This window comes from Ruminococcus flavefaciens ND2009 (assembly GCF_000621785.1).
GTDB lineage: Bacteria > Bacillota > Clostridia > Oscillospirales > Ruminococcaceae > Ruminococcus > Ruminococcus flavefaciens_C.
The window spans coordinates 427105-439844 of sequence record NZ_KK211347.1 but is presented as its reverse complement, the minus strand read 5'-3'; the positions used below and the strand labels follow the sequence as shown (position 1 = coordinate 439844).

Annotated in this window: 9 protein-coding genes and 2 pseudogenes; 8 read left to right on the top strand and 3 right to left on the bottom strand. The window is 42.0% G+C overall.

Annotation, left to right across the window (positions count from 1 at the left end; translation table 11 throughout):
* Positions 1–21: 21 nt before the first annotated feature.
* From T488_RS0112300 to T488_RS20355, 6 genes and pseudogenes are all read left to right on the top strand, one after another.
* Positions 22–1584, top strand: coding sequence for a lipopolysaccharide biosynthesis protein (locus T488_RS0112300; protein ID WP_051536457.1), 1563 nt, complete (start codon positions 22–24; stop codon positions 1582–1584).
* 54 nt (positions 1585–1638) lie between these two features.
* Positions 1639–2844, top strand: coding sequence for a CDP-glycerol glycerophosphotransferase family protein (locus T488_RS0112295; RefSeq protein ID WP_028521061.1), 1206 nt, complete (start codon positions 1639–1641; stop codon positions 2842–2844).
* A 15-nt stretch (positions 2845–2859) separates the two neighbouring features.
* Positions 2860–3342, top strand: coding sequence for an adenylyltransferase/cytidyltransferase family protein (locus T488_RS0112290; RefSeq protein ID WP_028521060.1), 483 nt, complete (start codon positions 2860–2862; stop codon positions 3340–3342).
* Complete coding sequence (locus T488_RS0112285) at positions 3335–4381, top strand: asparagine synthase-related protein (protein ID WP_028521059.1); 1047 nt, start codon at positions 3335–3337, stop codon at positions 4379–4381. Before T488_RS0112290 ends, T488_RS0112285 begins: the two co-directional genes overlap by 8 nt.
* Before the next feature lie 109 nt (positions 4382–4490).
* Positions 4491–5644 (top strand): annotated as a pseudogene (locus tag T488_RS20360) (glycosyltransferase WbsX family protein).
* A 279-nt stretch (positions 5645–5923) separates the two neighbouring features.
* Positions 5924–6205 (top strand): annotated as a pseudogene (locus tag T488_RS20355) (transposase); the annotation flags it as partial.
* Between the two features lie 172 nt (positions 6206–6377).
* On the opposite strand, the gene T488_RS17880 reads toward T488_RS20355, so the two are convergent.
* The 3 genes from T488_RS17880 to T488_RS0112260 all read right to left on the bottom strand — a co-directional run bounded on the left by T488_RS17880 (position 6378) and on the right by T488_RS0112260 (position 9337).
* Complete coding sequence (locus T488_RS17880; RefSeq protein ID WP_051536454.1) at positions 6378–6869, bottom strand: PglB; 492 nt, start codon at positions 6867–6869, stop codon at positions 6378–6380.
* A 270-nt stretch (positions 6870–7139) separates the two neighbouring features.
* The gene (locus tag T488_RS0112265) at positions 7140–7817 is read right to left on the bottom strand and encodes a CpsB/CapC family capsule biosynthesis tyrosine phosphatase (protein WP_028521057.1); all 678 of its coding nucleotides are present in this window, start codon (positions 7815–7817) and stop codon (positions 7140–7142) included.
* Complete coding sequence (locus tag T488_RS0112260) at positions 7817–9337, bottom strand: polysaccharide biosynthesis tyrosine autokinase (RefSeq protein ID WP_242838340.1); 1521 nt, start codon at positions 9335–9337, stop codon at positions 7817–7819. Before T488_RS0112260 ends, T488_RS0112265 begins: the two co-directional genes overlap by 1 nt.
* An 847-nt stretch (positions 9338–10184) precedes the next feature.
* On the opposite strand from T488_RS0112260, the gene T488_RS0112255 reads away from it, so the two are divergent.
* A complete protein-coding gene (locus T488_RS0112255; RefSeq protein ID WP_028521055.1) occupies positions 10185–10373 on the top strand; it encodes a hypothetical protein in 189 nt (62 codons plus the stop codon).
* 148 nt (positions 10374–10521) lie between these two features.
* Entirely contained in the window at positions 10522–12711 is a 2190-nt protein-coding gene (locus T488_RS0112250; RefSeq protein ID WP_028521054.1) for a stage V sporulation T C-terminal domain-containing protein, read from the top strand.
* Positions 12712–12740: the final 29 nt, after the last annotated feature.

Here is a 12740-nt window from a genome sequence, read left to right as displayed (position 1 = left end):
ATAAACAGAAAGTGTGGTTGAATGAAAGAAAGAGAAATGAGCAGAAATAAACAGCTATTTGTAAATCTGATAGCAAGTTTCATGTCTTATGTGATTACCTTCGGGATTAGTTTCTTTTTATCTCCTTACATTGTAAGAAAAGTCGGAGTAGAAGCTTATGGTTTTGTAAGTCTTGCTAATAATTTCGTCGGCTATGCTTCGCTAATCACAATAGCGCTTGATACTCTTGCCGGAAGGTTTATTACCATTCGGATATATGAAAAGGACTACGAAGGAGCTAATAAATATTTTTCATCTGTATTTATAGCAAATAGCTTTATCTCTGCATTTCTTTTGATCGTATCCGCATCTGTGTGGTTTTTCCTTGAGAGGCTTATTCAGATTCCGGATCAGATATTCTGGGATATCAAAATATTATTTGCTGCGCTATTCTTAAACTGCATTATTAGTACATTTGGTTCTGTATTTGCAGTTGCTACTTTTGCAAAAAATAAACTGTATCTTAATTCTCTTCGCACAGTTGAATCGAGTGTTGTCCGCGGCTTTGTGCTGGTAGTGCTGTTTTCGTTCTTCGCACCAAATGTTTGCTATTTAGGTATCACCAGTTTGCTGACAGGAATATATTGCTTTGCCTATAATGTCTATTATACTAAAAAACTACTTCCTTTTATTCATATTAAGAAGAAGTATTTTGATTTTTCATCAATCATTGAGTTGATTTCCTCAGGTGTATGGAATGTGCTGATTAGATTGGGACAATTGCTTAGCGATGGATTAGACTTACTGATCACAAACATTTTTATTGATGCTACTTCCATGGGTGTTCTATCGTTAGCCAAAACTATCCCAAGCTTAATTACGAGTATTGTCGGAACTTTAGTTGGTGTTTTTTCACCAAGTCTGACTATACTTTATGCTGAGAAGAAGATGGATGAATTGGTGCGGACCCTAAAACAATCAATGCGTATTATGGGAATCATTGTTAACTTACCGATCATTGTTCTCATTGTATGCGGTGAAAACTTCTTTCTTTTATGGCAACCTACGCAAGATGCAAGAGTGCTTCATATCCTGTCAGTTTTAACCTGTGCAGGTTACATAATTAGCGGAGGAATCAACTGTGTATATAATATATTTACAGTAGTAAACAAACTAAAGGTGAACTCGCTTTCTTTAATATCATGTGGATTTATTAATATTCTTATAGTATTTATCCTATTAAAAACAACAAATTTAGGAATCTATGCAGTAGCCGGGATCAGTACGATCATTAATACCCTAAAAAACCTGATCATAATTGTTCCATATTCTGCAAAGTGTCTTAATTTAAAGTGGTACGCTTTTTATCCAGATGTAATACGTCCTTTTATTTTCGTATTTATTAGTTGTTTATTAAACTATACGGTCCTTCATTTCTTTGATTGTAATTCGTGGTTAACCTTAATAGTGCATTCTTTTATCACTTTAAGTGTATCCACCCTGATTGGCTGTTTTATTATTCTGAGAAAACAAGACAGAAAGTATTTATCATATAACATAAAAAAAGGCTTAGACCAAATAGTTAATACTTCCAAGAATATATAGTAAGACTATTTTATTCTCAATTATTATCAATAGCTTTATTTAAGGGGCGAGGTTATGAATATTACCAAGGTAATTAATTCTTTGAGAGACGGTACATTTTTTCATAAAGCTGTCAGACATGTTTTATTATCCAAAACCGGTTATAAAGCATTTGTTCGTATTTTGAAGATGCAGAAAATACAAAAGAACAAAATTGTTTGTTCCAGTTATGGTGGGATGTTTCATGCAGATAATCCTGCTTTAATAGTAGATAAGATGCTTGAATCAAATTCTGAACTTGATATAGTATGGCTTGTAGAGAAAAAAAATACAAACCGTAAATATAAAGGCATCAGATGTGTGGATATAGATTCTGTTCAAGCGTTATATGAATTGTCAACTGCACATATTTGGATAGATAATATGAGAAAATTTATCTTTACTCCTAAAAAAAGAGGACAATTTTATCTGCAAACCTGGCACGGAAGTCTCCCCTTAAAAATGGTTGAAAATGATGCGAAAGATACACTTGAGTCTGAATACTTGAAAAATGCTAAAAAAGACGCTGCTTATACAGATTTAATGATCTCAGGAAGCAAATTTTTTACTGATTTGTGCAGGTCTTCTTTTTGGTATAATGGGAGAATAATGGCATATGGTATTCCAAGAGACGATGCTTTATTTCATGTCAGTGCAGAAAAGTCAGGAAAACTGAAAGCCAGATTAAAAATACCTTCTGATAACTGTGTTTTACTATATGCTCCTACATTTCGGCAGGATAAAACTGCTAATCCGTATTTGTCTGATTTTTCCGATATCATTAAAGCTCTTCAAAAAGCGACATCAAAAAATGTCACAGTACTTTTAAAGTTCCACCCCAATATGAGAAACTATTTCTCAACCCTAAACCTTGAAAACAATATTATCAATTTGACGGATTATCCCGATATTCAGGATCTGTATAACATATCAGACTATCTTATTACAGATTACTCCAGTACAATGTTTGAATTCGCAATGTTAAAAAAACCTGTTTTTTTATATATGAATGACTATGCAGAGTATTTGAAAGAAAGAAAACTGTATTTTTCCCCTGATGAACTACCATTTCCGGTTTCATATTCGATAGAGGAATTAATAAGATCCATTAATGAAAGCGATATAATTAATATCAATAATAAAGCAGAGGACTTTTTTCAAAAGATTGGACTTTGCGAAACAGGACATTCAACTGAAATAATAGCAAAATATCTGTTGAAAATCATTGAAAAAACAAATTGAAAGGAGCTAAATTAAATGATTATTGGCTATACTACAGGTGTATTTGACCTGTTCCATATTGGTCATTTGAACCTTTTGAAAAACGCAAAAGGATTATGCGATAAATTAATTGTCGGTGTTACGGTCGATGAAGTTGTCCCCTACAAAGGAAAACACGCTATGATACCATTTGAGGATCGAATTGAGATAGTGCGTTCTATCAAATACGTAGATGCCGCAGTTCCTCAATATGACATGGATAAGCTAAAAGCCTGTAAGCAATTAGGCGCCAGTATCCTATTTGTTGGTGATGATTGGTATGGTACAGAAAAGTGGCAAAAATACGAAGAGGAATTTAAAAAAGAAGGTATCAAGATTATTTATTTCCCATATACAAGAGGAATATCTTCAACGTTAATCACAAAAGCCCTCAAACAGGTACGTGGCTGGACGAGTGAATTAAGTGAAGAACTGGCAGATATTCATATAATGAATGATATGAGGGAAAAAAATGATTGATACTGCTTATTGCAACAGCTCGTTTCTTGCGCTGCGGTATATAGAAAAGCAAGGTGTGGATTTTTCCGAAAAGCTTACCTATCGTTATCCGGAGATGCCTTCCGATGACAACAGAATATTAGTATATACAGCAGAAGACATTCACGAAGCCTTAAAGGTCAATATCAAAACAGCAACAGCAAATTCTCACAAACCCGGTATTCTTTTGTCAGGCGGTATGGACTCAGGTATACTCGCCTCCTATCTCCAGGGGAGCGATGCATATACATTTCGTTTCATGGGTGGATATTATCAACAAGATGAACTGCATCGCGCTGAGCTATTTGCAAAGCGCAATAATATGATATTGCACTATGTGGATATTGACTGGGATACAGTGGTCGACAATCTAAAGAAATTGATGATTTCCAAAGGAGGACCGGTTCATTCAATAGAACCGCAGATCTGTCAAGGCGCATTGCAAGCCAAGAACGATGGTGTAGATCTGATGATCATCGGCGATGCAAGTGACTATATCTTCGGTGGAATGGACCAGCTCCTTTCAAAAGACTGGATGTTTGATGATTTTGTAAAACGTTATATTTATGTTGATCCGTTTGAAGTCCTGACCAACCCTTTAAACATAAAATATGTATTCGAGCGTTACCGCAAGGGTGACGGGATCGATTTTGTGGAAATACTTGAAAAACTTGCCGCACAGGAAAGCTATGGATCATACGATAACGCTTTTGTAACAGCAGAACTGCCATATTATGATCCGTATGAGAAATTAAAAATGGCAGAACCTATAGATCTAAAACGAGTCAGAAACGGTGAATCAAAGTATCTTATTCGTGAGTTGTTCAGAATAATATACCATGATATTCCGGTTCCGGAAAAACTCCCCATGCCCAGACCAGTTGATTCATATTTTGCTGATTGGAAAGGACCATCAAGAACTGAGTTCAGAAACGATATTGACATCAGCAGGTATACAGGAAATCAGAAATGGCTGTTATGGTGCCTTGAGCAATTTTTGAATATGCTCGATGAATTATAATCGATGAGCAAATAAAGCTACGCTCTCTTCGTTGTCCACTTAGGTGGCTTCATGAAACTTGTGTCTCATATGCACCCGGCAGTTATGTTTTTAGTAAAAAAGAAAGTAAGTGTTGATATGGATATCTGTAAGAACAAATCAAAAAAAAATCATTGCTCTTTACTTACCCCAGTTTCATACTATACCGGAAAATGATAAGTGGTGGGGAAAAGGCTTTACGGAATGGACAAATACCAAAAAAGCTGTTCCATTGTTTGAGGGGCATTTGCAACCAAACATTCCTTTAAATGAAAATTATTACGACCTTTCCGATGTAACGGTAATGGAAAAGCAGGCAGAGCTTGCCAAAAAATACGGGGTTTTCGGTTTTTGCTATTATCATTATTGGTTTAAAGGTGGAAAAAAGCTTCTTGAAAAGCCTGTTGAGCAGATGCTCAATGATAAAAAAGTTGATATACCGTTCTGCCTCTGTTGGGCTAACGAAAATTGGAGCCGCAATTGGGACGGTGGAAACAGAAAGATTATTATGCCTCAGGATTATGGCAACGAGAAAGATTGGGAAAAGCATTTTAAATATCTTTTATTATTTTTCAAAGATGAGCGTTACATAAAATACAATAATGCACCTATTCTACTCATTTATAAACCAGAGGAAATAAAAAATTCAATTCCATGATAAACACTTTTAAAAGATTTGCCATTAAGTCAGGATTTCGTGATCTTATTATTATCTCGCAATATCCAACAGTTATTTTTGATTCGTATTATAAAGATCTGAAGATCGATTATAAAGTTATCTTTCAGCCCATTGCATCGGAATTTGTTGAACATTATCATACTAATAAATCATCCTGTTTAAAAAGGGTAATCGAGTTGTCTACAAAAAAACTGCATATTTATGATGTTATTAAAGGAATAAAAAAGAAGATAATAACTGATGAACATCTTAAGGTGCTCAGAAAACTGGATTATGATAGAGCTTGGAATATAATACTCAATGAAATGCCTGTTTCGCCTAAAACGATCAATGGATGTTTTACCACTTGGGACAATACACCTCGAAGTAAAATAGGAACGGTCTACGTTGGTGCTGAACCGGCGAAATTTGAAAAATACATGCGTGAGATTATCAAAAAACCCAGTGCTTTAAATCTTATTTTTATAAACGCATGGAATGAATGGGCAGAGGGCGCCTATCTTGAGCCGGATGAAAGAAATGGCAACGCTTATCTGGAGGCATTGAAAAGAGCTATGGATCTTTGAACTGTGGAGCACTAAAAAACTGATACTGAGATGTATCTGGCGGATTCACTCTTGCCTTCCGAAGTAACAGTAATAATGCCATGAAAGGATAACATGGAAGAAGTTATGAGAAATGTTATTTTTGCACTGATAACCTAAGGCTTTAATACAGCAAGGCAACTGTTCACATATACTCGAAATATGAGTGTATTAAAATTTCAGAGTTTCAGCTGTACTGGATTTTCCTTTTTTCAGGCAGGATCATATCAATATGAAAATACCTATCATTTAAAGCTTTTCTCAAAGTCCTGGTACGAAAACAGGCCTAATCTCAACACATATTTCAAGTTCCCTCAGGAACTGAGAAAGCTGATCTATATTACCAATACCATAGAAGGCTTCAATCGCCAGCTGAAGAAGGCCACCAAAGCAAAGTCCGTATTTCCGACAGATGACAGCCTTTTCAAGATGCTGTATCAGGCTATGAAGGACATCACGAAAAAATGAACCGGCCGCCGTCAGAACTGGATCCGTATCTACGCGCAGCTGGTTATCTATTACGACGACAGGATTCCGGAATAACACTTTTATCTTGACAATCAAATAATCATGTACTAATATGCAGATAAGACCGACTGCTTTCACAATCGGTCTCATTTAACATTTTTCTATTGCACTATTTTGCGTTTACACTGAATTTTGGATTGACTCCTATTCTCAGCATACTGTTCCGCTTATATCTCCTGCATCTTCTCTACTTTATATCCTGTCCGTAGTCGGATCTGTACCGTTCAGGCACAACTGCGCTTGATTCAACGATAGTACCGCAATTAAGGTGACAGCCGTCGGAAACCACCGCATTATGATTGATTATGGTCCCTGCGGAAATAATACAGCCAACGCCGACCTTTACATCTGTATGGATAACTGCGAGGGGTTCGATAAAGGAACCGCCCTCTATAGCTGCACTGGGCGCTACGTAAGCCTTTTCATGGATAAGGACGGGCAGGTTGAAGCCTGCGCTCTTCAGCTTATCCAGAAAGCTGAGCCTCAGCTCTGCATTGCCTATCGCAACAACTGCGCTGTCATAATCCTCCCTGAACCGCTCAAACTCATTGAGTTTACCGATAGCATCGGGATTATTGTCATCGAGAAAATCGATACTGTCATAGGACTTCATCGTCATTGCGATCTCATTTGCGACCATTCCGTACTGTCCTGCACCAAGGATCAAAAGATTACTCATTGTTTTTCCCCCTGAAAAAAGATAAAGAAGAATGAGAAACTTTTCCGAACGCCTGTACAGACCAAATAATGCGTTCTATCACATTTATCTGTTTCTCATTCATATTGACCGGCTAATATTTCGCCTATGTTACCCGTTTATGAAAACGCTGGCTGAAAATGCACTGATCTCTCATATCGATTCTGCCCATAAAAGAACTTATATCATGCCCCTATCGGCACGATAAAGCCTGAAATGATCATTTTCGGAAATAAAGTGCGTTTTGCTGTATCAGACGAGATATTTCTCTATTGTTCCGTCTGAAGACTCTATATCTTCTTTGCTGCATTTCTTTATGAGGAGGTCCCAGTTAGGTCTCCTTGAGGTCGTATTATGGGCATCACTGCCGTATATGAGGGAATAGCCCTCTTTCATGAGCTTTTTCACAAAGCGTCTGCTGCGGAAGCTCCCGAAAGCCTCGTTGTTTATCTGATAAACCGACTCCCTGCTGAGGACTCCCTCAAGCTGTTCCTTTGTGTAATACTCTGTATATCTGTGTATATGGGCATAAACTATTGTCAGACCGAACTCCGCGGAAATATTGTATATCTCCTCGGACATCCATTCCTTGTACCCTCTGTAGGGGAACTCCATAAGAATGAGCTTAGTCCCCTGTATCGCCAGCTTTTCTATATCCTTCAGCTCGGAGATACCGTGCTCCACAGCCACCTCTGCCCCCAGCAGCATATCCTTTATGGGAGAGCTGTCCTTTATGGCTTCAAAAGCTTCTCTGCGTTTTTCAAGGAAGCTTTCCACCGACTTTTCCCTGTGGGCATAGAAGTGAGGAGTGAACACCACTCTCTCAACTCCCTGCTGCTTCATCATGTCAAGCATAGCAAGTGAAGTCTCAACGCTGTCAGAGCCGTCATCAATTGACGGGAGTACATGGCAATGATGGTCTGTAAGCATTATTTACCGCCTTTTTTCTTTTTGGCAGAGTCCTTGTCAGCGGACTTCTTTTCCACAGGCTTTTCCTCCTCATCATCGGAGTCCACGCTGTGACTGCTGCCGTAGCCGTAGTTCTTGTCGTATTTGTACTTTGAGTAGTACTTGCCGCCGCGTCCCACCTTGATGTCGTTGAGGATAAATCCCAGCATATTCATCTTGGCGAACTCTATCTTGCTCATTGCGTTATCAATGTCATCGGTTGTGGTCTTGCCGTAACGGGTGACCATTATGATACCCGAGACCTTATTTGCAAGCTCCATGGCATCTGTGACCACATTTACGGGAGGAGTATCAATGATAATAACGGAATACTTCTCGCTGAGGTCACTGAGGATAGCCTCCATATTGTCGGAAGCAAGGAGCTCCGATGGATTGGGAGGCGTAGGACCTGCGGGCATTACGTCCAGATTTTCCATAACATTTCTGGAGATGCACTCCTCAACGGAAGCCATCTTTCCGATAGCCGAGGAAAGTCCCTTCTTGTTCTTTATACCGAATATCTTGTGCTGGCAGCTCTTTCTCAGGTCGCCGTCCACAAGGAGGACCTTGTTTCCGCCCTGTGCAAGAGCGATAGCGATATTTGCGGAAGTAGTTGACTTGCCCTCCGCAGGATTTGCAGAAGAAACAGTGAATATCTTCTTTTCCGTAGTGGAAAGGGCGAAGGTGATATTTGTTCTGATAGACTTGTAGCTCTCAACGACCGAGAAGGGAACGTTCTTGTCGGTAAGCTTTGTATGGCTGTCCTCAGCGTTCTTCTTTCTCTTCTTCTCGTCCTCGAACTGCTGTATCTCGCCGATTATGGGCTTCTTGAACTTATCCCCCAGCCATACGGTATCCTTGACTGTGTTGTCGAAAAAGTCCACGGCGATGATAGCCAGAGCGGTCAGCATTGCAGCTGCCAGGAATCCCAGCATGGCGTTCTTCTTCACATTTGGAGCAACAGGCGAATTATAGACCTTTGCGGTATCAATGGTGTTTATCTGTCCCACGCCGACAGCTTCCTGAAGGTATTCGGGAGCCACCTTTGCGATGTCATTGCAGATAGCTGCGGATATCTCCGCATTTTTAGTGACCGCAGACAGTTTAAGTGCGCTGGTATCGGTCACGGAGGTGATAGTGATGCAGTCTCTCAGCGAAGAGGGGGTGATCCTGCCGTCAACTATGGAGAAGTTCTCCGCAAGGGTGGAATTATCGAAAGAGCCTCTCAGCTCCTCAGCCACCGCATTCATAACCGCATCATCCTTGAGGACTTCGATATATGTATTTACAAGCTGCTTGGAGTTGCTGATATTATTGGGATTATTGACATTCTCAGAGATCCCCGTATAGCTCTGCACATACATTGAAATATGAGATGAGTATTTCAGGGGCATAGCGAATTTAGAAAAACAAAACGCGGCAGCTCCCCCCAGGACCGCCATCAGGATTATCAGCCAGAGCTTACTGAGAAGCAGCGAGATAAGGGTGCGTAGATCGATCATATCTTTTCCATCGTTCTTCAATTTTCATATCCTCACTTTACTTATAGTCTATATGATGTATTATATCATTTATAATATACAATTTGTAATATATGCAAAAGTACATTATTATTATAATACATCTTTCCATTATCTGTCAAGGATAAATAAAATATTGTACTATTTTTGTTAATACTTGACAAATAGCAAAATCCTGACAGATACTTTCTGCAAACATCTATCAAAATAAAGATATCAGCAGAAAAAACACCATTTTCCCACGGCAGCAGCACAGTGTTCGGGATCACTGTGCCGACAGCAGCAAACGCCTATTTACCGTTTATTCATCAGTGCTGCCGATCAGCTTCCGGACTGATTTGATTACAAATAATAACTTGATAATATTTGAATTACAAACGCTGTAAAAAATCTATAACTATATACAAAGTGTAATATATTTAGTCAATATATATTCTTAATCCCTGAAGCAGAGATGTGGGTATCGACTGCGGATCACTCCCCGTTTTTTTCTGAATACAGGCAGCTAACTATCACTAATTGCCATCTGTTCTACTTTAAGGATAATGTTACTATGGTCAAACAATAATGCAAAGTCTCCGCGGAAGGCTGAGATATATGATTTTTATATTGCCGGCTGCCCTGCAATTTCCCCTTTGCCAGATGCTTATCCCCTCCTCTGACACCCGTTTCCATACAAAAACAATAAAACGCAGGGTCACGCCTGTCTGCACCGCAGGAAGGTAATAAACAGTCTCCCGGGAAACAACGGAGGTGAAGAAAGTGTATAACACAGACACGCCCTTCCAAAAATGAACGCAGGGAGTGATGCTATATAGAAGTTAAAATCATGGATAAGACAAAGGTCATCGAAATATGGCTGTCCAATACAGACCAGCAGCAGGGCTCAGAGGAGTTTATCAGACGGCTCTGCGCGGACTGGCGGGACAAGAAATACAGGATCGCTCTTTTCAGGTCGGGAAGCGGCGACCTGTTCAGCTCCGCAGAGGGACTGCTCCTCAACAATCTGGCTGTATAAGATGACGGCGTACACCAAGTACGCCGCTTATTGCCAATACTTACCGGTTTTTTATCAGTATCTTCCATTGCTTTCCCGGGCGCGGAATGATAGAATAGTAATGAGGCAACCCCCGGTATATCTTCAAAAACAGGAAGGATGTGGAAATATGAGCTCACATTACAATATCGCAGGCTACTGCCGTATCTCGGTAGACCTGGAGCTCGACCGCGATAACACGTCTATCGAAAACCAGAAGCTCATCATCTCGGACTATGTTCAGAGATACTTTCCCGACAGTGTGCCGGACTTCTACGAGGACCGCGACCGCTCGGGCTACACCTTTGAGCAGCGTGAGGGCTATCAGGAGCTCCGCCGCCGGATGATGGCTCACGAATATGACATACTCATCGTCAAGGACTTCTCACGATTTTCCCGACGCAACAGCAAGGGACTGGTGGAGCTGGAGGACCTCCGCGACGCCGGCATGAGGATAATCTCCATCGGTGACAACATAGACTACTCCGCAGAGAGCGACAACTGGCAGATGATCTCATTCCATTTTCTCATGAACGAGATGCCTGTCACAGACACCTCCCGCAAGGTCAAGGCGGTGGTGAAGCGGCGTCAGGAGCAGGGTCAGTGGCAGTGCGGAGCTCCCTACGGCTACATTTTCCTCCCCGGCAGGAGCATCGGCAACCGCTATGCTCCCGACGAGGAGGCAGCTGAAGTGGTGAAGGAGATCTTCGGACTGTATCTCAGGGGCTGGGGCTATCACCGTATCGCCGAGTACCTGACGAAGAAGTGTATCAGCACTCCCTCAGCCCGCCGTGACCAGCTCATAACCGCCTGCGGCAGGGAGAGCCATATCCGCTCCGCAGAAAAGTGGTCGGCAGGTACAGTGGGACAGATATTGCAGAATGATTTCTACATTGGCACTCTAAGGCAGGGCAAGTTCAGACGCCGCCGCATAAACGGTCCCGAGGAGAAGGTGGAGCTGAAGGAGCAGCTGGTCTTCGAGGACTTCCATGAGCCCCTCATCGACTACAAGGTATTCGCTCAGGTGCAGGAGCAGATAAAGCTCCGCGGCAGGTCGGGCTACAACGGCATAAGAAAGTACGAAAACGTGTACTCGGGCTTTATGTTCTGTGGAGACTGCGGTGCTCCTATGTTCTCACTGAGCCGCCCGAAGCTCAGCGCCTATCACTGCTCAGGCTATCACAAGCACGGGCTCAGGAGCTGTACCTCCCACTACATCAGAGCCGACGTTCTGGACGGCATACTGAAAAGCTACATTCTCCGCGTCCGCGAAAACTCCTCGGAAATGCTGGAACAGCTCCGCGAGAGCATACGGAAACAGAAGCGTGAGACCGGACAGAGCAGGACTCTTGTGGAAAACATCAACTCCGAGATAGAGGAGGCAAAGCTACAGATAAAGCTGCTGACCAGGCAGCAGGCAAGAGACATCGCACGAAATCCCGACCGCGCCGAGCTCACCGAGGAGGTCTACGCCGAGGAGATAGAGTCGCTGACAAAGCGGATAACAGGGCTGAAAAATCAGCTTGCGATGACAGCCGACAAGCACAATACCATGGTAAAGGTCAGCCGCATAGCCAATGACGTTCTTGACATCTTCGACAACATAGTGCAGAAGGAGGTGCTGGACAAGACCGACGTCGCCTTCATCGTGGACAGGATAACAGTCCACACCGACAGCGTTGAGATAAAGCTAAAGGCTGATATAGACAAGCTGCTCCGCTGCGGTACTCTTACAGAGAACGGACGTGATGAGGGAGAAAGCGTCCCCGATGAGCCTACAGTCTCCGAAAACACCGAAGCACAGCCCATAACCGTTCCCCTCACGAAGCAGAGGCGGGCTCCCGGCAGTATCAACACTGTCATAAACGGCGACCCCCTTGAGATATACACAAACAGCGAGGGTGAGGTCATCTTCAAGAAGTATTCCGCAGTCAGCGAAATGAGCGAAAACGCGGGATATGTGGCAGATATTATGCACAAGATAGCGGGCTGCCCCGTGGTAATATTCGACAAGGATCACGTTGTGGCATCGGCTGGCGTGCCGAGGAAGGAATTCGCCGAGCGCCGCGTCACAGGACAGCTTGAAGAGCTCATGGAAAGCCGCGGACAGTTCTTCTGCCCCGACGGCAGCACCAACAGCTTCTTCCCCGCGGAGGGCGTGGAGCGCACCGCCATAGCTGCTCTGCCAATCATCACAGCAGGCGATGTTTCGGGAGCCGTAGCGTTTATGACCAGCGAAAAATGCCGTGAGGTCACCGATCTGCAAAAGAGTCTCATCAACGCCTCTGCACAGTTTCTTGCGCGGCAGATCGAAGGGTAAAAATGAAGATGTACAAAAAAGAAGATGCC